Source organism: Paenarthrobacter sp. NEAU-H11, from assembly GCF_050573415.1.
GTDB lineage: Bacteria > Actinomycetota > Actinomycetes > Actinomycetales > Micrococcaceae > Arthrobacter.
Genome location: NZ_JBNZGA010000005.1, coordinates 34,851 through 59,890 on the forward strand (window position 1 = coordinate 34,851; position 25,040 = coordinate 59,890).

General features: G+C 66.0%; 22 protein-coding genes. 12 read left to right on the forward strand and 10 right to left on the reverse strand.

The annotated features are described in order from the left end of the window. The first annotated feature begins 4 nt into the window (after positions 1–4). The 6 genes from ACQ3DC_RS08120 to ACQ3DC_RS08145 all read left to right on the forward strand — a co-directional run bounded on the left by ACQ3DC_RS08120 (position 5) and on the right by ACQ3DC_RS08145 (position 4,862). Entirely contained in the window at positions 5–631 is a 627-nt protein-coding gene (locus ACQ3DC_RS08120) for a superoxide dismutase (RefSeq protein ID WP_188808970.1), read from the forward strand. A gap of 262 nt (positions 632–893) precedes the next feature. Beyond that, positions 894–1,904, forward strand: coding sequence for a type I glyceraldehyde-3-phosphate dehydrogenase (gene gap, locus ACQ3DC_RS08125; protein ID WP_321216181.1), 1,011 nt, complete (start codon positions 894–896; stop codon positions 1,902–1,904). Between the two features lie 10 nt (positions 1,905–1,914). Continuing rightward, positions 1,915–3,141: a phosphoglycerate kinase gene (locus tag ACQ3DC_RS08130; RefSeq protein WP_157242366.1), complete on the forward strand. Its 1,227-nt coding sequence runs from the start codon at positions 1,915–1,917 to the stop codon at positions 3,139–3,141. A 95-nt stretch (positions 3,142–3,236) separates the two neighbouring features. Next, the gene (gene tpiA / locus ACQ3DC_RS08135) at positions 3,237–4,052 is read left to right on the forward strand and encodes a triose-phosphate isomerase (protein ID WP_430751968.1); all 816 of its coding nucleotides are present in this window, start codon (positions 3,237–3,239) and stop codon (positions 4,050–4,052) included. Between the two features lie 46 nt (positions 4,053–4,098). Beyond that, complete coding sequence (gene secG / locus ACQ3DC_RS08140) at positions 4,099–4,356, forward strand: preprotein translocase subunit SecG (RefSeq protein ID WP_104997906.1); 258 nt, start codon at positions 4,099–4,101, stop codon at positions 4,354–4,356. 116 nt (positions 4,357–4,472) lie between these two features. Next, entirely contained in the window at positions 4,473–4,862 is a 390-nt protein-coding gene (locus ACQ3DC_RS08145; protein ID WP_157242365.1) for an RNA polymerase-binding protein RbpA, read from the forward strand. Here ACQ3DC_RS08145 and pgl read toward each other — a convergent pair. Genes pgl through tkt form a run of 6 tightly spaced genes read right to left on the reverse strand, consistent with a single transcriptional unit; the run spans position 4,815 to position 13,047 of the window. Beyond that, the gene (gene pgl, locus ACQ3DC_RS08150) at positions 4,815–5,633 is read right to left on the reverse strand and encodes a 6-phosphogluconolactonase (protein WP_323057189.1); all 819 of its coding nucleotides are present in this window, start codon (positions 5,631–5,633) and stop codon (positions 4,815–4,817) included. The two genes, ACQ3DC_RS08145 and pgl, sit on opposite strands and share 48 nt — an antisense overlap. Next, complete coding sequence (locus tag ACQ3DC_RS08155; protein WP_157242364.1) at positions 5,623–6,564, reverse strand: glucose-6-phosphate dehydrogenase assembly protein OpcA; 942 nt, start codon at positions 6,562–6,564, stop codon at positions 5,623–5,625. Before ACQ3DC_RS08155 ends, pgl begins: the two co-directional genes overlap by 11 nt. Next, positions 6,561–8,132, reverse strand: coding sequence for a glucose-6-phosphate dehydrogenase (gene zwf / locus ACQ3DC_RS08160; protein WP_197432524.1), 1,572 nt, complete (start codon positions 8,130–8,132; stop codon positions 6,561–6,563). The genes ACQ3DC_RS08155 and zwf overlap by 4 nt, the downstream gene beginning before the upstream one ends. A gap of 14 nt (positions 8,133–8,146) precedes the next feature. Then, a complete protein-coding gene (locus ACQ3DC_RS08165) occupies positions 8,147–9,781 on the reverse strand; it encodes a glucose-6-phosphate isomerase (RefSeq protein WP_430751969.1) in 1,635 nt (544 codons plus the stop codon). 6 nt (positions 9,782–9,787) lie between these two features. Then, on the reverse strand, positions 9,788–10,903 hold the full coding sequence (gene tal / locus ACQ3DC_RS08170) for a transaldolase (protein WP_430751970.1): 1,116 nt from the start codon (positions 10,901–10,903) through the stop codon (positions 9,788–9,790). 26 nt (positions 10,904–10,929) lie between these two features. Beyond that, positions 10,930–13,047, reverse strand: coding sequence for a transketolase (tkt, locus tag ACQ3DC_RS08175; protein WP_430752051.1), 2,118 nt, complete (start codon positions 13,045–13,047; stop codon positions 10,930–10,932). Positions 13,048–13,554: 507 nt separating this feature from the next. Here tkt and ACQ3DC_RS08180 point away from each other — a divergent pair. Both ACQ3DC_RS08180 and ACQ3DC_RS08185 read left to right on the forward strand, forming a co-directional pair. Then, positions 13,555–14,514, forward strand: a complete 960-nt coding sequence (locus ACQ3DC_RS08180; RefSeq protein WP_370460742.1) for a heme o synthase — start codon at positions 13,555–13,557, stop codon at positions 14,512–14,514. 225 nt (positions 14,515–14,739) lie between these two features. After that, a complete protein-coding gene (locus ACQ3DC_RS08185; RefSeq protein WP_430751971.1) occupies positions 14,740–17,061 on the forward strand; it encodes a SulP family inorganic anion transporter in 2,322 nt (773 codons plus the stop codon). A 93-nt stretch (positions 17,062–17,154) separates the two neighbouring features. Here ACQ3DC_RS08185 and ACQ3DC_RS08190 read toward each other — a convergent pair whose 3' ends face one another. From ACQ3DC_RS08190 to ACQ3DC_RS08205, 4 genes are all read right to left on the reverse strand, one after another. Next, positions 17,155–18,033, reverse strand: coding sequence for a CPBP family intramembrane glutamic endopeptidase (locus ACQ3DC_RS08190; RefSeq protein WP_430751972.1), 879 nt, complete (start codon positions 18,031–18,033; stop codon positions 17,155–17,157). Positions 18,034–18,187: 154 nt separating this feature from the next. Then, positions 18,188–19,132, reverse strand: a complete 945-nt coding sequence (locus tag ACQ3DC_RS08195; RefSeq protein WP_321216187.1) for a COX15/CtaA family protein — start codon at positions 19,130–19,132, stop codon at positions 18,188–18,190. Positions 19,133–19,139: 7 nt separating this feature from the next. Beyond that, a complete protein-coding gene (locus tag ACQ3DC_RS08200; protein WP_157242358.1) occupies positions 19,140–19,931 on the reverse strand; it encodes an ABC transporter permease in 792 nt (263 codons plus the stop codon). Further along, entirely contained in the window at positions 19,928–20,896 is a 969-nt protein-coding gene (locus ACQ3DC_RS08205) for an ABC transporter ATP-binding protein (protein WP_430751973.1), read from the reverse strand. The genes ACQ3DC_RS08200 and ACQ3DC_RS08205 overlap by 4 nt, the downstream gene beginning before the upstream one ends. A gap of 103 nt (positions 20,897–20,999) precedes the next feature. On the opposite strand from ACQ3DC_RS08205, the gene ACQ3DC_RS08210 reads away from it, so the two are divergent. From ACQ3DC_RS08210 to ACQ3DC_RS08225, 4 genes are read left to right on the forward strand one after another with little or no spacing between them, the layout of a single operon-like run. Then, positions 21,000–21,842: a helix-turn-helix transcriptional regulator gene (locus tag ACQ3DC_RS08210; protein WP_370460741.1), complete on the forward strand. Its 843-nt coding sequence runs from the start codon at positions 21,000–21,002 to the stop codon at positions 21,840–21,842. Further along, positions 21,842–23,305, forward strand: coding sequence for a Fe-S cluster assembly protein SufB (sufB, locus tag ACQ3DC_RS08215; protein WP_104997916.1), 1,464 nt, complete (start codon positions 21,842–21,844; stop codon positions 23,303–23,305). The genes ACQ3DC_RS08210 and sufB overlap by 1 nt, the downstream gene beginning before the upstream one ends. A gap of 2 nt (positions 23,306–23,307) precedes the next feature. Next, entirely contained in the window at positions 23,308–24,591 is a 1,284-nt protein-coding gene (gene sufD / locus ACQ3DC_RS08220; protein WP_430751974.1) for a Fe-S cluster assembly protein SufD, read from the forward strand. A gap of 23 nt (positions 24,592–24,614) precedes the next feature. After that, positions 24,615–24,974: a non-heme iron oxygenase ferredoxin subunit gene (locus ACQ3DC_RS08225; RefSeq protein ID WP_321216190.1), complete on the forward strand. Its 360-nt coding sequence runs from the start codon at positions 24,615–24,617 to the stop codon at positions 24,972–24,974. Positions 24,975–25,040 lie beyond the last annotated feature (66 nt).

The window sequence follows — 25,040 nt, forward strand, 5'->3', positions numbered from 1 at the left end:
TTTTGTGACCGAGTACGTATTGCCCGAACTCAGCTACGATTACGCCGCCCTGGAGCCGCACATTTCCGCGCGGATCATGGAGCTGCACCACAGCAAGCACCACGCAGCCTACGTGGCCGGCGCCAACAACGCCCTGGCCCAGCTGGCCGAAGCCCGGGAGAAGGGCGACTTCGCCAACATCAACCGGCTCTCCAAGGACCTCGCCTTCCACACCGGCGGCCACGTCAACCACTCCGTCTTCTGGAACAACCTCTCCCCGGACGGCGGCGACAAGCCCGAGGGTGAACTCGCTGCGGCCATCGATGACGCGTTCGGCTCGTTCGACGCGTTCCGCGCGCAGTTCTCCGCTGCGGCACTGGGCCTGCAGGGCTCCGGCTGGGGTTTCCTCGCCTACGAGCCCATCGGCGGCAACCTGGTCATCGAGCAGCTGTACGACCAGCAGGGCAACGTTGCGCTCGGCACCACCCCGCTGCTGATGCTGGACATGTGGGAGCACGCCTTCTACCTGGACTACGTCAACGTAAAGGCCGACTACGTCAAGGCGTTCTGGAACATCGTGAACTGGGCCGACGTCGCCAAGCGGTTTGAGGCTGCGCGCACCAACGCCACGGGGCTCATCACCCTCCCGTAGTGAACACCGCCGCACCGCGGTGTAACAAACTTCACATTTCGGACATATGACGGCCGGGATGTGGACGGTCCGCCCCCGCACTTGCGGGGGCGGACCCAGTTAAACGTAAGATAGGTCACGGAAGGCGGTTAGCCTTCAGCAATGAGGCTGGTCGCCCTCCGTATGTAAATCATCTCTGCCCAATGGCGTGCGGGATCTGTTAGTTGGCTTGATAGCCCGCTCAACTAGTTGTGCTTTTGAAAGCACCAAGGAGACTGAACAAGTGACGACCCGTATTGGTATCAACGGCTTTGGCCGTATTGGCCGCAACTACTTCCGCGCAGCACTCGCACAGGGCGCGGACCTGGAGATCGTTGCAGTCAACGACCTCACCAGCCCCGAAGCACTCGCGCACCTCTTCAAGTACGACTCCGTCGGCGGCCGCCTGAAGGAAACCATCGAGGTCAAGGACGGCAACATCGTCGTCAACGGCAACGTCGTCAAGGTCCTCGCCGAGCGCGATCCCGCCAACCTCCCGTGGGGGGAACTGGGCGTTGACATCGTCATCGAGTCCACCGGCTTCTTCACCAAGGCCGCCGCTGCACAGAAGCACATTGATGCAGGCGCCAAGAAGGTCCTGATCTCCGCCCCGGCGTCCGACGAGGACATCACCATCGTGATGGGCGTAAACCACGGCCTGTACGACAACGCGACGCACCACATCATCTCCAACGCTTCCTGCACCACCAACTGCCTCGGCCCGCTGGCCAAGGTCATCAACGACGAGTTCGGCATCGAGCGCGGCCTCATGACCACCGTGCACGCCTACACCGCGGACCAGAACCTGCAGGACGGCCCGCACAGCGACCTGCGCCGTGCGCGCGCCGCGGCCATCAACATGGTTCCCACGTCCACCGGTGCGGCCAAGGCCATCGGCCTGGTGCTGCCCGAGCTCAAGGGCAAGCTGGACGGCTACGCCATCCGCGTCCCGGTCCCCACCGGCTCCGCCACCGACCTCACCGTCACCGTCTCCCGCGAGACCACCGTGGAGGAAGTCAACGCAGCCCTCAAGCGCGCCGCCGAATCCGAGGAACTGCAGGGATTCCTGACCTACACGGACGAGCCCATCGTGTCCTCCGACATCGTGGGCGACCCCGCATCCTCCATCTTCGACTCCGGCCTGACCAAGGTCATCGGCAACCAGGTCAAGGTTGTTTCCTGGTATGACAACGAATGGGGCTACTCCAACCGCCTCGTAGACCTTACGGAGCTTGTCGCATCCAAGCTGGGCTAGGGTTAGACACATGACATCTCACACCCTCAACGAACTGATCGCTGAAGGTGTCCGCGGGCGGTACATTCTGGTTCGAAGTGACCTGAATGTGCCGCTCGACGGCTCTACAGTCACTGATGATGGCCGCATCAAGGCCTCCCTGCCAGTGCTGTCAAAGCTCACGGACGCCGGTGCCCGCGTGCTGGTAACAGCCCACCTCGGACGCCCCAAGGGCGCTCCTGAGGACAAGTACTCCCTTCGCCCCGCAGTAGCCCGCCTGGCGGAGCTGGCCGGCTTCAAAGCCACCCTTGCCGCGGACACCGTCGGCAGTGCCGCCAAGGAAGCAGCAGCCTCCCTGCAGGACGGCGAAGTGCTTGTCCTGGAGAACGTCCGCTTCGATGCCCGCGAAACCAGCAAGGACGACGCCGAGCGCGGCGCCTTCGCTGACGAGCTGGTTGCCCTGACTGGCGGCAACGGCGCCTATGTGGACGATGCCTTCGGAGCGGTGCACCGCAAGCACGCCAGCGTGTACGACGTCGCCACCCGGCTTCCGTCCTACCTTGGCGACCTCGTGCACACCGAGGTGGAGGTCCTGCGCAAGCTGACGGCCGACACGCAGCGCCCCTACGTGGTGGTGCTCGGCGGTTCCAAGGTCTCCGACAAGCTGGCAGTCATCGAAAACCTGCTGGGCAAGGCCGACACCATCCTGGTGGGCGGCGGAATGCTGTTCACGTTCCTCGCCGCGGCCGGGCACAAGGTCGCCTCCAGCCTGCTCGAGGAAGACCAGATCCCGGTGGTCCAGGACTACCTCAAGCGTGCGGCAGGCGCCGGCACCGAATTCGTGGTGCCCACGGACGTCGTGGTGGCGGAGAAGTTCGCCGCCGATGCCGCCCATGAGACTGTCCCCGCGGACAACATCGAAGGCAGCAGCTTCGGTGCCCAGGGCATCGGCCTGGACATCGGCCCCGAGTCCGCCGCAGCATTTGCCGAGCGGATCAAGGGTGCCAAGACGGTCTTCTGGAACGGTCCGATGGGGGTGTTCGAGTTCGAAGCGTTCTCCGCCGGGACGCGTGCCATCGCCCAGGCGCTGACTGAGACCGAAGCGTTCACCGTGGTGGGCGGGGGCGACTCTGCTGCGGCCGTACGCACGCTTGGCTTCGCTGACGACCAGTTCGGACACATCTCCACTGGTGGAGGCGCAAGCCTGGAATACCTCGAAGGCAAGGAACTCCCGGGGCTCAGCGTCCTCGACCGCTAACGCCTTTCCGGCAGCAGTACCTGTCCCTCCGGCCGGCAGGTTGCCCCGCGGCAGCCTGCCGGCCGAACACATATCTAGAACTTTTTGGAGAATACGTGACTACGTCAACGAACGGCGCTTTCGACCGCAAGCCCTTCATCGCGGGCAACTGGAAAATGAACATGGACCACGTGCAGGGCATCACCCTCCTGCAGAAGCTCGCCTGGACCCTCTCGGACGCCAAGCACGACTACAGCCGGGTCGAAGTTGCTGTCTTCCCCCCGTTCACGGATCTCCGCGGCGTCCAGACCCTTGTCCAGGGCGACGACCTGGACATTGCCTACGGCGGGCAGGACCTCTCCCAGTTCGATTCGGGAGCGTACACCGGAGACATCTCGGGCCAGTTCCTTAACAAGCTGGGCTGCAAGTACGTCCTGGTGGGCCACAGCGAACGCCGCACCATCCACAACGAAACCGACGACGTCCTCAACGCCAAGGTCAAGGCCGCCTTCAAGCACGGCATCACGCCCGTGCTCTGCGTCGGTGAAGGCCTGGAGATCCGCCAGGCCGGTACCCACGTCAGCCACACCCTGGAGCAGCTTCGGGCCGGCGTTGCCGGGCTTAGCGGCGAGCAGGCCGCCGAACTGGTCGTCGCCTACGAACCCGTCTGGGCCATCGGCACCGGTGAAGTAGCCGGACCGGAGGACGCCCAGGAGATGTGCGCCGCCATCCGCGCTGAGCTCGGGACGCTGTTCGGCGCCGATGTTGCCGCCAGGACGCGGCTGCTCTACGGCGGCTCGGTCAAGGCCAACAACGCCGCCGCAATCCTCAAGGAACGCGACGTGGACGGCCTGCTCGTGGGCGGGGCAAGCTTGGATCCTGCCGAGTTTGCTAATATTGTCAGGTTCGAGAGTCACTTGGTGACGGACTAGTCCGTCCGCCCAACTCCCGCAATCCCCAACTTCCGGAAAGGCCGTCGTGGACGTTCTTCATGTCATTCTGCAGATCCTCCTGGGCATCACCAGCCTCCTGCTGACGCTGCTCATCCTCCTTCACAAGGGCAGGGGCGGCGGGATGTCGGACATGTTCGGCGGCGGCATGAGCTCAGGCCTCAGCTCGTCGGGCGTCGCCGAACGCAACCTGAACAGGTTCACGGTGGTGCTTGGCGTGACGTGGGGCATCGTCATCATCGCGCTGGGACTGATCATGCGGTTCAGCGGCGGCGGGGACTCCTGACTACCTAATGAGCGAAAAGTGCCGTGGCGGAAACTGCCGCTGCACAGGTCTGCCAACTAAACTGTGGCTGTCGGTTCCCGACAGCCACAGTTCTGTTTAAGCAGGCAGGAGTCCCGATGATTCATCCGTCGTCAGGCTTCCGGGGCACCCGCGCGGGCGTCACGGAAGGAACGGGTTTCAGCTTCGAGTCGGAGGACCATGGGAAGCCGCTGCCGCGCATCCGGGTCTCGTACTGGTGCGCGAAGGGCCACGAAACCACCCCGGTATTCCTCAAACTCCCCGAGGACCAGATTCCGCTCGTCTGGGACTGCCGGAAGTGCGGCGGCCCGGCATCCCGGGATGGCGAGGCAGCGGCCGCCGACGCCTTGGACGACGGATATAAAAGCCACCTTGAGTACGTTAAAGAGCGGCGCTCCGACCAGGACGCCGAAGATGTCCTGGCCGGAGCGCTGGAAAAACTACGCGCCCGCGGCGTCCTTCCGGACGAGCTGCTGGGGGACACGTGAGGCCGCGTTTTCGTCGATAAGCCACAGGGTCCGGGACGTCCCCCGTGGTCCTGCGGCCGGGACCTGGACGGGGTTGGCGCCTGCCAGTGCCAGGCCCACGGCGCCGGCCTTGTCCTCGCCCGCCACCACCATCCACACCTCGGAGGCCGTATTAATGGCCGGCAGCGTCAGGGATACCCGCAGGGGCGGCGGTTTTGGCGAGTTCCTGACTCCCACCACAGTGCGTTCCTTTTCGCGGATGCCGGCCTGCTCCGGGAACAGCGACGCGACGTGCGCATCCGGACCGACGCCCAGCAGGACGACGTCCAGGCGCGGCAGCGCGGACGGCTCCTCCGGCCGGTCGTCGGACATGTCGGCAGCGTGCTCGGCGGCTGCAGCTTCCCGCAACCGCCGGGCGTAATCCTCGGCGGCTTCTTCCGGAGTGCCGAAGTCATCCGCGGACCCCGGTTCGTGGATCCGTTCAGGGTCCACGGGGATGTGCGACAGCAGGGCGTCGGACGCCTGCTTCGTATTCCGTTCCGGGTCCCCGGCGGGGAGGAAGCGCTCGTCGCCCCACCAGAAATTCACCTTTGACCAATCGACCGCCGGGGCAGCCGGGGAGTCAGCAACAGCCTTTAGCGTGCCGATACCCACGGTTCCCCCGGTCAGCACCACGGTGGCCTCGCCGAACTTGTCCTGCACATCAACGAGCTTGGTGATCAGGCGGGCCGCGATCGCGGCCATCAGGACGGACGAATCAGGATGAATGCTTACTCTTGGGTCAACGCTCACTGGGTCGGACGCTCCTTAGATTGGTTCGTGGCAGTCCCATAGTAATCACTTCCCCAAACACCTCGTCCGGGTCCAGGCGCCGCAGTTCCTCGGCAAGGCAGTCACGCAGGCTGCGCCGGGGCAGCGAGATGCGCTGGGCGGGCTGGCCGGGCTGCGTTAGTTCGGCGACGGACAGGCCGGGCCGGAAGAGCTGGATGTCGCCACCGGGCCGGGAAAGCCGGACCCGGCGGATGCCCGTACCGGCCGGGTCGGCGACGATGGTCACGGGCGCGTCCAGGGTAAGCGTCAGCCAGGCTGCCAGCAGGATGGTGCTCGGGGAGTCCGAGGCCCCTTCGACCGCGACGGCCGTGACGGGGGAAGAGTCCACCTGGTCCAGGACGGCCGCGAGCTGGATCCGCCAGTTGGTCAGGCGCGTCCAGGCGAGGTCCGTGTCTCCGGCCTTGTAGGTGGACCGGATGTTCTCCAGCGCACGCTGTGGATCCGGCTCATTCGCGGAGTCGGTGATCCGGCGGTGGGCGATTCTCCCGATGGAGGTTTCGCACGCGTTTTTCGGCGCGCCGTGCGGCCACCAGGCCACGATCGGTGCGTCCGGGAGGAGCAGCGCGGCTACCAGGGATTCGCTTTCGTGCGCGAGCTCGCCGTAGCCGCGCAGTACGATCACCTCGGATGCGCCGGCGTCACCGCCGACCCGGATCTGGGCGTCCAGGCGGTCAGGCGCCGTGGCCCCGGCGTCGGCCAGGACGATGATCCGGCAAGGGTGCTCGCGGCTGGCCTCGTTGGCTGCCTCGATAGCCTCTTCCTCTAGCCCGGACTTGGTGACCACCACGAGGGTGAGCACCCGGCCCAGGGCAATCACGCCGCCCTGCTCGCGCAGGGACATGATCTTCTTGGAGACAGCGGAGGTTGTGGTGTCCGGCAGGTCTACAATCATGGCCTTCTCCAGGTTCGTCCGTCGCGGGCCAGCAGCTCGTCAGCCGAGGCGGGGCCCCAGCTGCCCGGGGCGTAGGGTTCGGGCTGTTCGTCCAGGGTGGCCCAGTATTCCTCGAACGGGTCGAGGATCTTCCAGGACAGCTCCACTTCCTCATGCCGCGGGAAGAGCGGCGGCTCGCCCAGGAGCACGTCCAGGATCAGCCGCTCGTATGCCTCCGGGCTGGATTCGGTGAAGGAGTGGCCATAACCGAAGTCCATGGTCACGTCCCGGACTTCCATCTGCGTGCCGGGAACCTTGGAACCGAACCGGATGGTCACGCCTTCATCAGGCTGGACGCGGATCACCACGGCGTTCTGTCCGAAGTCGTCCTCGGCGTGGTCGCGGAACAGCAGGTTGGGCGCACGCTTGAAGACCACGGCGATCTCTGTGACGCGGCGGCCCAGGCGCTTTCCGGCGCGGAGGTAGAACGGGACGCCGGACCAGCGGCGGGTGTGGATGTCCACCCGGATCGCGGCGAAGGTCTCGGTGGTGGAATCGGCCGGGATGCCTTCTTCCTCCAGGTAGCCCTGGACCTGTTCCCCGCCCTGCCAACCTCCGGTGAACTGGCCGCGCGCCGAGTGCGTGGAGAGGTCGTCCGGGAGCTTGACGGCGGCGAGGACCTTTTCCTTCTCGGCGCGCAGGTGATCGGCGTTGAAGGAGATGGGCTCCTCCATCGCGGTCAGCGCCAGCAGCTGCAGCAGGTGGTTCTGGATGACGTCGCGGGCCGCTCCCACGCCGTCGTAATAGCCCGCCCGGCCGCCGGTGCCGATGTCTTCGGCCATGGTGATCTGGACGTGGTCCACATAGTTCGCGTTCCACAAAGGCTCAAACAGCTGGTTCGCGAAGCGCAGCGCCAGGATGTTCTGGACCGTCTCCTTGCCCAGGTAGTGGTCGATCCGGAACACGGCGTCCGGCGGGAACACCGATTCCACGATGTCATTCAGCTGCCGGGCAGACTCGAGGTCGTGCCCGAACGGCTTCTCGATCACCACGCGGCGCCACTTGTCACCCTCAGCCTGTGCCAGGCCGTGCTTGGACAGCTGTCGGCATACCTGCTCGAAGGCCTTGGGCGGAATCGAGAGGTAGAACGCGTGGTTGCCGCGGGTACCGCGCAGCTCATCAAGCTCATCGATGACTTCACCCAGCCGCTCGAAGGCGTCGTCGTCGTCGAACTCTCCCTGGACAAAACGGATGCCCTCGGAAAGCTGGTTCCACACCGCCTCATCAAAAGGCGTGCGCGCATAGGACTGCACGGAAGCCTTCACCTGACCGGCGAAATCCTCATCAGTCCATTCCCGGCGTCCGAAACCCACCAACGCGAAGCTGGGCGGCAGGAGCCCGCGGTTGGCGAGGTCGTACACGGCCGGCATGAGCTTCTTGCGGGCGAGGTCGCCGGTCACTCCGAAGAGCACCAGCGATGACGGGCCGGCGATCCGGTTCAGGCGGCGGTCGCGCGGGTCGCGCAGCGGGTTCCGCAGCGTTCTCCCGGAACGCGTCCCGGGCGTCCTGCCGTATTCAGTTTCTGGCATGTTGCTTCTGTGCCTTAGCTTTCGGTAACGGAGGCTGACCTGGCGGACAGCGCAGCAATAATGTCCTGCAACTGTGCCACACCGGCGGCACGGTCGGTCAGGTGCAGGCGCAGCACGGGCCGGCCATGCCTTTCCAGGACCTGCGCGTCGCCGGCTGCCTGGGCGGCAATGAGTTCCCCGAAGGTGAAAGGACGCTCCGGGATGGCGACGTCTTCCGCTGAGGCCGCGGTGACCTGGAGGAACACACCGATGGCCGGCCCGCCCTTGTGGAACTGCCCGGTGGAGTGCAGGAAGCGCGGTCCCCAGCCGAATGTCACGGGCCGGCCGGTGACGGCTGCGAGCTCGTCGCGGACGCCTTCGAGCTGCGCGAACGCAAGGCGGTCGAAGTAGGCCTGGACGCTGAGGTAGCTGTCGGGCTGGAGGGTATCCAACAGTGCGCGCACTGCCTCTTCCGCCGTTGCCGCGCTGCCAAGCCAGTCTCCGCCGCGCACCTCGATGGAGCCGTCAATGAAAGCTGCGGGCGTGGGCTCGGGCTGTGCGTCCAGCAGGCCGCGCGCTGCGACCTTGGCGGCTTCGACATCGGGCTGGTCGAAGGGGTTGATGCCCAGCAGGCGGCCCGCCACGGCAGTGGCAAACTCCCACACCATCATCTGGGTGGGAAGTCCGCCGGCAATGGCCACTTCGTTGTCCCCGAGTTCGACGTCGGCATCGGCGGCTACCAGCCGGACCACCAGAACGTCGTCGGCGCCGGAAGTCACTTCGGGCGAGTTGGGGCCGGCCACCACCGGCAGGACGCCGGTGCCGAGCTTGCCGGTGGACTCGGCGATGAGCTGCTCGGCCCAGTCCGCGAAGCCAACAATCCCGGAGCCGTCCTCGGCGATGACAATCTTGTTGCGCAGCGGGCTGGTTCCGCCCAGCGCGGTTCCGAGTGCCAGCCCGATGTTCTCAGGAGCATCCTCGTTGAGGACTACCGCCGCTTCCTCGGCCTCGTCCAGAAACGCCTGGATATCCACCCCGGCCAGGCCCGAAGGCACCAGTCCGAAGGCAGTCAGGGCGGAGAAGCGGCCGCCGACATTGGGGTCGGCGTTGAAGACGGCCCGGTACCCGGCCTCGCGGGATGCCTTGTCCAGGGGCGAGCCGGGATCGGTGACGATGATGATCCGGCTGGCGGCATCGATGCCGGCGTCGTTGAACGCCTTTTCGAAGACCCGCCGCTGGGAGTCGGTTTCAACGGTGGAGCCGGACTTGGAGGAAACCACAATGGCGGTTTCCGCCAGCCGGTCCGCCAGGGCAGCACGGACCTGGTCCGGGTCCGTGCTGTCCAGCACAGTCAGCTCGACACCGGCGGTGCCGGCGATGACCTCCGGAGCCAGCGACGATCCGCCCATGCCGCAAAGCACGATGCGGGTCACACCCTCGTCCCGGAGGGCGTCGCGCAGTTCGAGGATCTCTTTAACGAGCGGCTGGGAGACAGTGGCAGCCTCAACCCAGCCGAGGCGGATGGCCGACTCTGCTTCGGCGTCCGGACCCCACAGCGTGTGGTCCTTCGCGAAGATCCGGGTGGCGATCCGGTCCTCCACCAGGGCGGGAAGGTGCTGTTCGAGTGCCTGCTGTGCGGCACCGGTGGCTTCGTAGCTGAGTGTGCTCATGGTGGGTTAGGAAGCCTTCCGTGCGGAGGCGAGGGCGCCCTCGACGTCGCCGAGCAGTTCCTTCCAGCTGGCCACGAACTTGTCCAGGCCTTCGGATTCAAGGATTGCGACGACGTCGTTGTAGGAAATGCCAAGCTTCTCAAGGGCATCCAGGGTGGCATTGGCCTCGGCGTAGGTGCCGGTGACCGTGTCCCCGGCGACCACACCGTGGTCGAAGGTGGCGTCCAGCGTCTTCTCGGGCATGGTGTTCACGACGCCCGGGGCCACGAGCTCGGTGACGTAGAGGGTGTCCGGGTAGGCCGGATCCTTGACGCCGGTAGAGGCCCACAGCGGGCGCTGGGGGAGGGCGCCGGCTTCGGCCAGCAGGGCCCAGCGTTCAGTGGCGAAGAGTTCCTCGTAGACCTGGTACGCCAGGCGGGCGTTGGCCAGGCCTGCCTTGCCCTTGAGTGCCTTGGCTTCGTCGGTGCCCAGGGCGTCGAGGCGCTTGTCGATCTCAGAGTCCACGCGGGAAACGAAGAACGAAGCCACGGAGTGGATCTTGGAGAGGTCGTGGCCGTTTTCCTTGGCCTGCTCCAGGCCGGACTGGAAGGCGTTGATGACTGCGCGGTAGCGCTCGAGCGAGAAGATCAGGGTCACGTTGACGCTGATGCCCTCGGCCAGGGTGGCGGTGATCGCTTCCAGGCCCTCAAGGGTGGCCGGGATCTTGATGAGGACGTTGTCCTTGTTGACGCGCTTGTACAGGTGCTTGGCTTCCGCGATGGTGCCTGCCGTGTCCCAGGCCAGGCGGGGGTCGACCTCGATGGACACCCGCCCGTCCACGCCCTTGGTGGCTGCGGCGACCGGTGCGAACAGGTCGCAGGCGTCGGCGACGTCGGTGGTGGTGATCTCGAAAATGGTGTCCTCGACGCTGGCGCCGGCTGCTGCCTGCTTCGCGATGGTGGCGTCGTAGTCCGTGCCGGCGGTGATCGCTGCGTGGAAGATCGACGGGTTGGTGGTTACGCCAACCACGTTCTTCTCTTCGATGAGCTTGGCCAGGGTGCCGGTTTCCAGACGTCCGCGGGAAAGGTCATCAAGCCAGATGGAAACTCCGGCGTCGGAGAGCTGCTGGGTGGGAGTAGTCATGGTGTTTATCTCCTCGAAAATTGGGGTTATGCCTGGAGGCTGGCGAGGGAGTCCTTGGCGGCCGCGGTAACTGCTGCTGCGGTGAGGCCGAACTCCTGGAAGAGGCGCTTGTAGTCTGCGGAAGCGCCGTAGTGCTCGAGGCTGATGGAACGGCCGGCGTCGCCGACGAATTCCTTCCAGCCAAGGGCCAGTCCTGCTTCAACGGACACGCGTGCCTTGACGGCGGCCGGCAGGACGGATTCGCGGTAGGCGGCGTCCTGCTTGTTGAACCACTCAACGCAGGGCATGGAGACGACGCGGGCGGCGATGCCTTCGCCCTGCAGTGCCTTGCGGGCCTGCACGGCCAGCTGGACCTCGGAACCGGTGGCGATGAGGATGACGTCGGCCGGGACGGTGGCGCCGTCCTTGGCGGCCTCGGCCAGGACGTAACCGCCCTTGGCGACGCCCGCAACGGAACCGAACGTGTCGCCGTCGGCCTCGCCTTCGCCGCGCTCCCACGTGGGGATGTTCTGGCGGGTCAGCACGATGCCGGCAGGGTTGCTGTGGTTCTCCAGCATGGTCTTCCACGCAACGGCGACTTCATTGGCGTCACCGGGACGGACAACATCCAGCCCCACGATGGCGCGCAGCGAGGCCAACTGCTCCACCGGCTGGTGGGTGGGTCCGTCCTCGCCCAGTCCGATGGAGTCGTGCGTCCAGACGTACAGGGACGGGACACCCATCAGCGCGCCAAGGCGGATGGCCGGGCGCTGGTAGTCGCTGAAGATCAGGAACGTGCCGGAGAACGCACGCGTGCGGCCGTGCAGGCTGATGCCGTTCACGATCGAAGCTGCGGCGTGCTCGCGGATGCCGAAGTGCAGGACCCGTCCATAGGGGTTGCCGGACCAGGCATCAGTCTGCTTGGAGGCGGGAACGAACGACGGCGAACCCTCGATGGTGGTGTTGTTCGACTCGGCGAGGTCGGCCGAGCCGCCCCACAGTTCCGGCAGGACCGGGCCCAGGGCGTTCAGGACCTTGCCCGAGGCGGCGCGGGTGGAGACGTCCTTGCCGGCGGGGAACACCGGAAGCGCTGAGTCGAGGCCTTCGGGAAGTTCCTTGGCCTCGATGCGCTGCAGCAGGGCCGCGCCCTCGGGGTTGGCTGCCTGCCATGCGTTGAAGGACTCCTCCCACTCCTTGCAGGCAGCGGCGCCGCGGTCGACGACGGCGCGGGCGTGGGCCAGGACATCCTGGTCGACGTCGAAGGACTTGGCGGGATCGAAGCCCAGGACTTCCTTCAGCGCTGCGACTTCCTCCGCACCGAGCGCGGAACCGTGGATCTTGCCGGTGTTCTGCTTCTTGGGTGCCGGATAGCCGATGATGGTGCGCAGGGAGACGATCGAGGGCTTCGAAGTCTCGGCCTTGGCGGCGAGGAGTGCGGAGTACAGCTCCTGCACGTCTTCCTTGTACTCGCCGGTCTTGGTCCAGTCCACGCGCTGGACGTGCCAGCCGTAGGCCTCGTAGCGCTTCAGGACATCCTCGGTGAAGGCGATGTCGGTGTCGTCCTCGATGGAGATGTGGTTCTCATCGTAGACAACGACGAGGTTGCCGAGCTCCTGGTGGCCGGCCAGCGAGGAAGCCTCTGCCGTGACGCCTTCCTGCAGGTCGCCGTCGGAGGCGATAACCCAGATGGTGTGGTCGAACGGGCTCTCGCCGGCGGGAGCATCGGCGTCGAACAGTCCGCGCTGGCGGCGCTGGGAGTAGGCGAACCCGACGGAGGACGCCAGGCCCTGGCCCAGCGGGCCGGTGGTGATCTCGACACCCGCGGTGTGCTTGTACTCGGGGTGGCCGGGGGTCAGCGAGCCCCAGGTGCGCAGTGCCTGCAGGTCCTTCAGCTCCAGGCCGTAGCCGGAAAGGAACAGCTGGATGTAAAGGGTGAGCGAGGTGTGGCCGGGGGAGAGGATGAAGCGGTCACGGCCCAGCCAGTCAGGGTTGCGGGGATCGTGGCGCATCAGCTTCTGGAAAAGAAGGTATGCGGCCGGCGCCAGGCTCATGGCCGTTCCGGGGTGGCCGTTGCCCACCTTCTCCACCGCGTCCGCGGCCAGCACGCGGATGGTGTCCACCGCGCGCTGGTCCAGGCTGGTCCAAGACAGTTCTTGCTCTTCCAAATGTGGCACGAAAACCGGGCCCCTCTCTGTGCTGATGGCAGGCGGCACACGGGATCCGTACAAAGGCACGCTGTGTGGCGCCCGCTCGGTGTGTACCAGCCGTTCACCATCGAAACGTTGATCTTTTCACTCAGCCACTGGCCAGTCAGGGAATGCGTTTTCCACTGCTTCCTCGCTGCGTGCTGATCTTGTGACAGCTTAGCTCTATTCCATTCTTTGGTCGCTGCAAATCTCACGTTTTGGACGCAATTTCCGCTTATATGAATGCGTCTGAAGTGAGGTTGAGTTAATCTGCTCGAATCGGTGCGCGAGCAATCACCAGCACCTAATGGCGGGCCGTCGGGAGCAGGCCGGCGCGGTATGATATTCGGAGGCCAGCGCCGGGTCCGGGAATAATTCCAGCCGCCCGCACTCCCGGCTGTTGCGTGGATCACTGTTCCGCGGGCGCCCGGTTGGACCGGGCCGCATGACTAGCTGGACAGCCAGACAGAACTGCCAACAGAACGGGTGACTGCCACCGTGAGCACAACAGATACGCCGCTGAACGCATCCCGGGCCTCACGACCCGGGATCGCCCGTAAGGCAAAGGCGTATCTCGCCCTCACCAAGCCCCGCGTCATTGAACTGCTGCTGGTCAGCACGCTGCCCACCATGATTTATGCGGAACGCGGCTTTCCGTCCATCGGGCTCATCCTGGCCACGCTGGTGGGCGGGGCCTTCGCTGCCGGCAGCGCCGGAGCCTTCAACTGCTACATCGACCGCGACATCGACAAGCTGATGCACCGGACGGAGAACCGGCCGCTGGTCACCGGTGAGGTCAGCCCGCGCGAGGCGCTGGTCTTCTCCTGGCTCCTCGGTGCCGCCGCCATCGCCATCCTCTGGTTCGGCGCCAACCCGCTGTCCGCGTGGCTTGGGCTTGGGGCGATCTTCTTCTACGTGGTGATCTATACGATGATCCTCAAGCGCCGCACCGCGCAGAACATCGTGTGGGGCGGCGCGGCCGGCTGCTTCCCCGTGCTGATTGCCTGGGCCGCCGTCACCAACTCGGTGGAATGGCCCGCCGTCATCCTCTTTATGGTGATCTTCCTCTGGACGCCACCGCACTACTGGCCGCTGTCCATGCGCTACGGCGAGGACTACCGCAACGCCAAGGTCCCCATGCTGGGCGCCATCGCCGGCGCCCAGGTGGTTTCCGTGCAGGTGGTCCTCTACGCCTGGGCCATGGTGGCCTGCTCGCTCCTGATGGTTCCCGCAGGCGGTGCCGGCTGGGTCTACACCGTAACCGCCGTCCTGGCCGGGGCCTGGTTCCTTTACGAGTCACACGCCCTCTACAACAGGGCACAGCGTGAGGACATCTCCGACAAGCGGGCCATGAAGGTCTTCCACGGCTCCATCAGCTACCTCACCCTGCTCTTCATCGCCCTGGCGGTCGACCCGTTCGTCGGACCCGCCGTCATGGCCGGCTAGCAGGGGAAAGCGGTCCGGCGGGTTCCTTTCGCACCCGCAGCGCTCCATTACTTTCCGCGGGACTCTCCGCAACGCCCTGGCACCTTGGACTCAGCCCCACGGGGGGCCGCCTTCTGTGGCGCCGAGGCGTATGACATTTTTGTCATGTCGATCACGTTTACTGTCATTTGAAATGACGGCGTGGTTACGGTGGAGGGGATCCTGCCCGCTAGCAAAGGAAGTTCCATGGCACAGGCACCCGATCCATCCTCCGTCCGCACCGCGGCCAGTCCGCCCGCACCAGGGAGCGGGGGGATGGGACGGCGCCGCCTGAAGTTCCCTGGCCATCTGGGCGCAGACATCCCGGCGTCACTCGTGGTGTTCCTCGTGGCACTGCCACTTTCCCTTGGTATTGCCGCGGCATCCGGTGCGCCCATCATGGCGGGCCTCATCGCGGCCGCCATCGGCGGCATCGTTGCCGGCAGCCTGGGCGGGTCTCCGCTGCAGGTCAGCGGACCGGCGGCCGGACTCACCGTCGTCGTGGCCGGGCTGGTCCAGGAGTTCGGCTGGCAGGTGACGTGCGCCATCACCGCAGCGGCCGGCGTCGTGCAGCTGCTGCTGGGCTTCAGCCGCGTGGGGCGCGCCGCGCTGGCAGTCTCGCCGGTGGTAGTGAAGGCGATGCTGGCCGGCATCGGCGTCACGATCATCCTTCAGCAGATCCACGTACTGCTTGGCGGCCAGCCGGCGGGCTCGGCTGTTGAGAACATCGTGGGCTTGCCTGCAGCTATCACCAATGTCGAACTGCACGCAGCCCTCCTGGGACTGGCCGTCGTCGTAATCCTCCTCGGCTGGAAGCACCTTCCCGCGGCTGTGCGCCGTATTCCGGGGCCGCTTGCCGCCGTCGCCGCCGGCACCGCGCTTTCCATCGCCTTCGCTCCCGGGGTGGGACGCATTTCCCTCGAAGGGTCGATCTTCGACGCCGTCGCGCTGCCGCAATTGCCCGACGACAACTGGCGCGCCGTTGCCTTCGCCGTCATCTCAATGGCGCTGATCGCCAGCATTGAATCGCTGCTGTCCGCCGTCGCCGTGGACAAAATGCACCACGGCCCCCGCACCAACCTGGACAGGGAGCTCGTGGGCCAGGGCGCAGCCAACATTGTTTCCGGGTCCTTGGGCGGACTGCCCGTGACCGGCGTCATCGTCCGCAGCGCCACGAACGTGGAAGCCGGCGCCGCCACCCGTTCGTCCGCAGTCCTGCACGGCATCTGGGTCCTTGCCTTCTCCGCCATCTTCGCCGGACTGATCCAGCTCATCCCGCTGGCCGTCCTTGCGGGCCTCCTTGTGGTGATCGGCGCGCGCCTCATCAAAATTGCGGACATCAGGATCAGCCTCCGCACGGGCGACCTCCTGATCTACTCCGTGACCCTCCTCTGTGTCGTCTTCCTGAACCTGCTCGAAGGTGTCATGATCGGCCTCGTGCTGGCGGCGGCGAGCGTGCTTTGGCGTGTGTTGCGGGCGGCGGTCCACGCACACAAGCCCGTTTCGTCGTCGGATACCTGGCGCATCACCGTCGCGGGGTCCTGCAGCTTCTTCGCCCTGCCGCGGCTCAGCCGCGTGCTGCATTCCGTGCCGAACGGCAAGGGGGTTGTGGTGGAGCTGAACGCGGACTACGTTGACCACGCATTCCGCGAGGCGCTGATCGCCTGGCAAAGGCAATACGAGGCGGCCGGCGGAAAGGTCCGCCTTGAGGAACACGGCAACAGCCTGTTCCAGGATGCTGCTGACCGCACGCCCAAGCGCCAGGACGCCAGGGAGCTTCCGCTGCCGCCCAGGACGTCATGGCAGTCCGCCATGCCAACCCGGGAAGGGGCCGGGGAAGCAGCCGGACGGCAGGCCGGGCCGCTGGATTCGCTTCTTCAGGGGATCAGCAAGTACCACCGGCGGTTCGCCGACCAGGTCCGGCCCCTGGTCCGTGATCTGGCAGAGGGCCAGAACCCGGACACCCTGTTTATCGCCTGCGTTGATTCCCGCGTCAACCCCAACCTGATCACCAGCAGCGGCCCGGGCGACCTGCTGACCCTGCGGAACATCGGGAACGTGGTGTGCCACGAGGGCCAGGATGCCTCGATTGACTCGGCCCTGGCCTTCGCCGTCAAGGGCCTGAACGTGGATTCGATCGTGATCTGCGGGCACTCCAACTGCGGTGCCATGAAGGCGCTGGTCGAGGAGGCCAACGGCAAGGGGAATGGTGTTTTGGGGGCGGCCTTCGATTCCTGGCTGGACCACGCGAGGCCCAGCTACGCCGAGCTTCTCGCGGAGCATCCGGTTGCATTGGAAGCTGCAGCCGCAGGCTACAACGAGGTGGACCAGCTGGCCATGGTGAACGTTGCCATTCAGCTGCGCAAGCTGGAACGCCATCCGGCGGTTGGCCCGGAACTCGTTACCGGCAAAGTGCAGGCAACAGGGCTGTTCTATGACATCGCCACGGCGCGGGTGCTACTGGTGGAACCCACCGGCATCCGGTTCCTGGACCCGGCCCGGGCCGCCGCCCCGGTGTGTGCCGGGTGACGCGCACGGCAGGACCAAGGCGCCGGCGCTCCGGCGCGGAATGAAGAGTGACTGTTTCCCTCAGGTGTCGCGAGGGGAGTCCCGGCGAAAGGTTCAATTTTTCGGGCGGACGGCTTTGACCACCAGGACGACGGCGGCGATCGCCCAGAACGCCATGCCCCAGGCCAGCGAGGGAACCAGGATGGCAAGGCCGGATCCAGTGCCGGAGGCCGCCATGAAGGAGAGGATGAAAGCGGCCGCCGAAAGTGGCGCATGCATCGCCATCGCCAGGGGAAGGCTCCCCGTCCGCTCGTACACCCACACCATCAGCACCCTGTACGGGGGAAGCCACGCGAAAAGGTACACGGCCACCACCAGGGCGGCGGGTACGGCTCCTGACGGATCAGCGCTCCCGGCGAACATGGGGTAGTGCCAAGCGCCCCACAGCAGGCCCATGATGAGCCCGGTGGAGAGGATGCCGAACCGCTGCCGGAGCCGGGGAAGCGCAAAGCCTGTCCAGCCGAGCTCTTCCAGGCTGCCGACCACGGTTCCCACCACGACGCCGGCCAGCACGATGATGGCCAGTTCACCGGGGGTGGCAAAGCTCCGGTAGAACCCCGGGAACGCCCATGTGACAGCAGCCGCAGTGGCAGCCATGACCAGGGGTCCGGTCAGGAGCGCAACCGCGTACCAGCGTGCACCGGCCGGCCATGTACGGAGCCGGATTCCGAGCTGCCGCAGGCCGGCTTTTCCGTGCAGGAGCCAGGTGAGGAGGACGCCTGCGGCCGCCGGGCCCAGCGGGCCTGCCGTTAGCGCGACCCCCATCGGTACCGGCCCCACACCCTGGATGGCAGCTACGGCGCCCCAGGAGATGACGAAGGTCAGGAGGTAGTAGGCAGGGGCGGGATGCCGCCGCATGAACGCTGTTGCTCCGTTCCCGCTGCCGGCAGGTACCCCTGGCAGCGGGACTCCGGGCTGTGGCTGGCCTGCCATCGCGGATCCTCCTGCCCGTAGCCCCCTGGGACCGCCTTTCGGCACCAGGAAGCAAGCCAAAGTGTTTCAATACCCAGCCTGATGGCGCAGGGGTCGGGGGAGTAGGGGCGTTGGTCACAGATTGGCAGCGGCCGGACCGATCCGCTGCAGGGGGTTATTCCACCGGACTTGCTTTTGCGAGATCCCAGGCGTTCGTGGAGGCAACCATCAGCAGCGCGGCCCCCAGCATGTGGGCGGCCACCAGCAGGGCCGGGATGCCGTTGTAGTACTGGGTGAAGCCGATGACGGCCTGGAGGACTGTCACGCCAAGGAGTCCCAGGACTGCCGTTCGGATGGGGCCTGTGATCCGTCGCAGCAGTACCAGCGCAAGCGCAACCAGGGTTCCTGCGGTCACAAGGTACGCCGGCACGGCGTGGATGTGGGAGAACAGGTCCCAGTCGAGCCCATTGCGCGGAGCGTCCGCGTCGCCGGCGTGGGGGCCGGCTCCCGTTACCACCACGCCCAGCATGACCGCGAGGGCGGAAAAAAGCGCGACGGCGGCCGTCACCGGGCGCATGGCCCCGGGCAGGACGGCGAGGGGAACGGTCCGGAACCGGCCGGTCCGGCCGAATGCCCGGTTGACCAGAAGCGTGGCGAACACCACCAGCGCCATGGATACCAGGAAGTGAAGTCCGACTACCCAGGGGTTCAGGTTGGTGAGGACGGTGATGCCGCCGATCACGGCCTGGGCGGGGATGCTGGCGAGGAGGCCCAGTGCCAGCAGGAAAAGGTCGCGCCGCTCCTTGCGGAGGTTCCACAGGTAAACCAGCATCAAAGCGGCGACGGCGGCCAGGGCGAAGGTGAGGAGGCGGTTGCCGAATTCGATGAAGCCGTGGATGCCCATCTCGGGGGTGTTCACCAGGGAGCTGTCAGTGCAGCGGGGCCAGGTGGGGCAGCCCAGGCCGGACGAGGTCAGCCGTACGGCGCCACCGGTGACCACCAGCAGGGTCTGCCCGATCAGGGAAGCTACGGCCAGTCGGCGGACGCTGGTGTCCACAGTGCGGGGCAGCCGCGCCGCCAGGCGGCCGGCGAACTCAGGAAGGCGGAAGGCGGTGCTCACGAATATCTCAATTCCACTTGAACCAACGGATTGCTGCTGCGCCGGCTATGACTGTCCAGAGCACCAGTATGAGGGCGGCGGCGCCATTCACCGCACCGTGCAGGAAGGCGTCCCGCAGGGCTTCGCCGAGTGCGCCCGAGGGCAGGTATGCAACGATCTGCTGGGCCCCGGCGGGGAGCCTTTCCGCGGGAATCACGATGCCGCCGAGGGCCCCCAGGAGGATCCACAGCAGGTTGGTGATGGCCAGGGTGGCTTCCGGGCGGACAGTTCCGGCCACCAAGAGGCCCAAGGCAGTAAAAGCCGCCGCCCCCAGCGCAAGGAGCAGGAGCCCCGGAATCCAGCCGGCCGCCGTCGGCCGCCACCCCAAAGCCAGCCCAACGGCGGCCACAACGGCAACCTGCAGGCACAGCACCGCCAGGACCGAAAGCACCTTGCCCGCGATCAGCCCGCCGCGGCCCAGCGGCGTGGTGGAGAGGAAGCGGAGCACGCCATAGCGCCGGTCGAATCCGGTGGCGATGCCCTGCCCGGTAAAGGCCGTGGACATGGCGCAAAGAGCGAGGATGCCGGGCACCGCCACATCGATGCGGGTGGGTCCAAGCCCGTCCAGGAAGGGTGTCACGGTCAGGCCGGCAAGCGCCAGCAGCGGCAGCACCACTGCGAGGATCAGCTGCTCGCCATTGCGCAGCATAGCCAGCGCTTCGTACTTGCCCTGCAGCAGTATGCGCCGCAGCAGGGGTGCGGGCGACTGGCGGCCGGGGCCTGGAGCGGTGCCTGCGGCACCCGCGGGAGTCCCGTTCATCGGAGGTCCTTTCCCGAGATGTCCAGGAAGACGTCTTCAAGGCTACGCGCCTGCAGGGTCATCGAAGCGGGCATGATGTCGTGGACGGCCCACCACTCTGCCAGGGCTGCAAGGTGGCGGGGGGTCAGCGTACCGGTGGCGGTGTAGCTGCCGGCCCGTTCCTCGGAGATGACGACGTCGGCGGGCAGCACGGCGGACAGGTCCAGTCCCGGCTTCGCCTCGAAGGAGAGGGTCCGCACGTGGTGGGCGCCTGCTTCCAACGCGGGTCCGCGCTGAAGGAGTTCCTGGACTGTCCCTTCGGCGACGTTCCGGCCGCCGTCGATGATGTAGACATAGTCGGCGAGCCGCTGGGCGTCGTCCATCAGGTGCGTTGTGAGGATGATTCCCAAGCCTGAATCCCGCAGTTCGCCGATCAGCTCGAACACCAGCTGGCGGGACTGCGGATCCAGCCCGGCGCTCGGCTCGTCGAGGAACAGGACTTCCGGCCGGCCGATCAATGCTGCCGCAAGGGCAAGGCGCTGTTTCTGGCCGCCTGAGAGCCGCCGGACAGTGGTCCGGCCGAACGCGTCGATCCCCAGCCGCTCAACCAAGTCCTCCACGGGCCAGGGGTGCGCGTAGAGTCCGGCAATGTGCCGCAGCAGCGGCAGCGGTCTGGCCGACGGCGGGAGGCCGCCGTCCTGGAGCATCACGCCTACGCGGGACCGCAGGTCGGCCCCGGCCGACGCCGGGTCCTGGCCCAGCAGGGTGATGCTGCCGCCGCTGCGCTTCTGCAGGCCCTGGGCGCATTCGAGCGTGGTGGTTTTGCCTGCACCGTTGGCACCCAGCAGTGCAGTGACCTGCCCGCGCTCGGCGACGAGTGAGATGCCGCCCACCACCCGGAGCATTTTTCCGTCCAGGCTGGAAAGCGGACCTACATCCTTGATGAGCCCGTTAATGGACAGGACGGGGGATTGGGGCGATCGCACCCCAGTATTCTACGGGAAGTAGTATTGCCGGCAGTCCGCTGTTGCGGGTCAGGTCAGCCTCGCCTTACTGGAACCCGGGACTAAATTACGACACTATTGTGTTGTGTATTCCATGACCAACGCTACTGCTGTGCCTGTTGTCCGGCACGGGGCTTCCGCTGTTTCCGCGGAAGGCGGCGTCATGCCCGCAGGGCCGGTGGCTGACGCAGATGAGCGTACCCGCGACCGCGTCCTTGCTGCGGTCCTGGAACACGGACCAGTAAGTGCCGCCGAACTGGGCGACCTGCTGGGATTCACGCCCGCGGCAGTCCGCCGCCACCTGGACCATTTGTCCCGTGCCGGCGTTATCGAAGTCAAGCGGGTGGCCAAGTCGGGTGCAGGGGCAGGCCGCCCCGCCCGGCGTTACGTCCTTAGTTCCCAAGGCCAGTCGAGCCTTGGCAACGACTACCTTGATATTGCCGCCCTCGCCCTCCAGCAGCTCCAGGAAATGGCAGGCCCGGACGCGGTGCGGGCCTTCGCCGTCGAACGCTTTGCGGACATGGAGCGCCGGTACGCGCCCGAGATCGAAAAGGCGGGTCCGGACATCACCGACCGCGCCAAAGCGCTTGCGGACGCCCTGAGCCGGGACAACTTCGTGGCGTCGGCAGCCTCCATCGAGGCCAAGGCTCCGTTGCCGGCAGCCCTTTCCAGTGTCCAGCTGTGCCAGGGCCATTGCCCCATCCAGCAACTCGCCGCCCGTTTCCCCGTGTTTTGCGATGTGGAGACCGAAGTGTTCTCGAGGCTGGTGGGCGTAGACGTACGCCGGCTCTCCACACTTGCCCGCGGCGGCCACGTCTGCACCACCCACATTCCCACAGGAAGGCTGTCTGCCGGAGGGCCTAAACCGCTCCCGGCAGCCCCCGCCCGCCTGAATGAAGTAACCAACCATCAGCAAGAAAGGCCGTGATGACGGACCAACTATCAGAGAAAGCAGTCGCCGAAAACACTGTGATCTCGGAGATTCTTGAGAAGAATCCCGAGCTTCACGGCATCGGCAACTACGAGTACGGCTGGGCTGACAAGAACGACGTCGGCGCCAACGCCCGCCGTGGGCTCGATGAAGAGGTAGTCCGGGACATTTCGGCCAAGAAGAGCGAGCCGGAATGGATGCTCGACCTGCGCCTCAAGGGCCTGAAGTACTTCGACCGGAAGCCCATGCCCACGTGGGGTGCGGACCTCTCCGGCATCGACTTTGACAACATCAAGTACTTCGTCCGCTCCACGGAGAAGCAGGCTGCCACCTGGGAAGACCTGCCCGAGGACATCCGCAACACGTACGAGAAGCTGGGTATCCCGGAAGCCGAGCGCAGCCGCCTCGTCTCCGGTGTTGCCGCACAGTACGAGTCCGAGGTTGTCTACCACCAGATCCGCGAGGACCTCGAAGCCCAGGGCGTCATCTTCCTGGACACCGACACCGCCCTCAAGGAGCACCCGGAGATCTTCCAGGAGTACTTCGGCACGGTCATCCCCGTGGGCGACAACAAGTTCGCGTCGCTGAACACCTCGGTGTGGTCAGGCGGTTCCTTCGTCTATGTGCCCAAGGGCGTCCACGTGGACATCCCGCTGCAGGCATACTTCCGCATCAACACCGAAAACATGGGCCAGTTCGAGCGAACCCTGATCATTGCCGACGAGGACTCCTACGTCCACTACATCGAAGGCTGCACCGCGCCGATCTACACCTCGGACTCGCTGCACTCGGCCGTCGTGGAGATCATCGTGAAGAAGGGCGCCCGCGTCCGGTACACCACCATCCAGAACTGGTCCAACAATGTGTACAACCTGGTGACCAAGCGTGCCATCTGCGAAGAAGGCGCCACCATGGAATGGGTCGACGGCAACATTGGCTCCAAGGTCACCATGAAGTACCCGGCCGTCTACCTCGTAGGTGAGCACGCCAAGGGCGAAACCCTGTCCATCGCGTTCGCCGGCGAAGGCCAGCACCAGGACACCGGCTCCAAGATGGTCCACATCGCGCCGAACACCAAGAGCTCCATCATCTCCAAGTCCGTGGCCCGCGGCGGCGGACGCGCAGCCTACCGCGGCCTGGTCCAGGTCCGCGAAGGCGCCAAGCACTCCGCAAACACCGTCCGCTGCGACGCGCTGCTGGTGGACACCATCAGCCGTTCGGACACCTACCCGTACATCGACATCCGCGAGGACGATGTTGTGATGGGCCACGAGGCAACTGTTTCCCGGGTCAGCGAAGAGCAGCTCTTCTACCTCATGTCCCGCGGCATGCGCGAAGACGAAGCCATGGCGATGATCGTCCGCGGCTTCATCGAGCCGATTGCCCGCGAGCTCCCCATGGAGTACGCACTTGAGCTGAACCGCCTGATTGAACTGCAGATGGAAGGGTCCGTCGGATAACGATGACTGAAATCACTACTGAAAAGGCACGCATCGGCGCGCCCTCAGCCCAGCCGTTCATTGACGGCTTCACGGAGGAAGGCGAGAGCCTTTCTCCCATCAATGCCGGCAACAAGGCACCGCTTGCCGGCGCTCCGGCCAAGCGCCACTCCCACGGCGGCGGCGTCGGTGTCCCGGACAGCTCGCGCGCCGGCCGCCTGACGTCCTACAGGCTTGCCGATTTCAAGCCGCTGACCGGCATGGAGGAAGACTGGCGGTTCACCCCGCTCAAGCGCCTCCGCGGCCTTCACACCGAGGTCCTTTCCGGCGCGGCGCCCGCAGTGGTTGTCACCGGTCCGGAGCAGGTCATCGTTGAGAGCGTCGGCCGTGACGACCAGCGCATCGGTACGGCCGGCATCCCCGAGGACCGCGTGTCCGCCAACGCCTGGGAGAACTTCGCCGGCGCGACGGTGGTAACCATCCCGTCCGAGTTCGAAGCCACGTCGGAGATCAACGTGGACATCGAAGGCACGTCCCTCGAAGCCGCCGCCCAGCACCTCGTGATAGTCGCAGAGAAGTTCTCCAAAGCGGTGGTTGTCCTGAACCACAGGGGCTCCGCCGTTGTTTCGGAAAACGTCGAGATCGTCGTGGAAGACGGCGCGAACCTGACCGTGATCACGCTCCAGGAATGGAACGACGACGCCGTCCACGCCTCCTCCCAGCAGGCGAAGATCGGCCGCGACGCCAAGCTCAAGCACGTCATGGTGAGCCTCGGCGGCGACCTCGTCCGCGTCACGCCGTCGGCCCGCTTCACCGCCCCCGGCGGCGAAGCCGAGATGTTCGGCCTGTACTTCGCCGACGCCGGCCAGCACCTGGAGCAGCGCCTCTTCGTTGACCACGCCGTGGCCAACTGCAAGTCCAACGTGCTGTACAAGGGCGCGCTGCAGGGCCGGAACGCCCACGCAGTCTGGGTGGGCGACGTCCTGATCCGCAAGGAAGCCGAAGGCACCGATACCTACGAGGCCAACCGCAACCTGCTGCTGACGGACGGTGCCCGCGCCGACTCCGTGCCCAACCTCGAAATCGAGACCGGCCTGATCGAGGGTGCCGGCCACGCCAGCGCCACCGGCCGCATGGATGACGAGCACCTGTTCTACCTGATGGCACGCGGCATCCCCGAGGACGTTGCCCGCCGCCTGGTGGTCCGCGGCTTCCTGAACGAGATCATCCAGCAGATCAAGGTCACCTCCATCGAGGAGCGGCTGACCGAGGCTGTTGAGCACGAGCTCGCCCTCACGGACAACTAGGAAGCACGGAGCACGGTTTACAGATGACTGACCAGCCAAAGGGCGAGCTTGTCTGCAAGGTGGATGAAATCCAGCTGAAGCAGGCGCTGCGGATCCTGATCGACGACTACCCTGTGGCCATCGTCAAGGACTCCATGGGGGAGATCCACGCCATCGGCGACACCTGCTCGCACGCGGACATTTCGCTGTCCGAGGGCGAGGTCGAGGGCTGCGCCATCGAGTGCTGGGGCCACGGGTCCCAGTTCGATCTGCGCAGCGGGCAGCCGCTGCAGCTGCCGGCCTACGATCCCGTCCCGGTCTTCGCCGTCGACATCCGCGGGGACGAGGTCTACGTGGACGTCACCACTGTCCTCAACGGCGCCGAAGCTCCGAACTTCAGCTAGCACCACAGAATTACGAATCAACTTCCAGACAGAGAGCGCACCGCGGCCGGCAGGCACGGTGCAGAG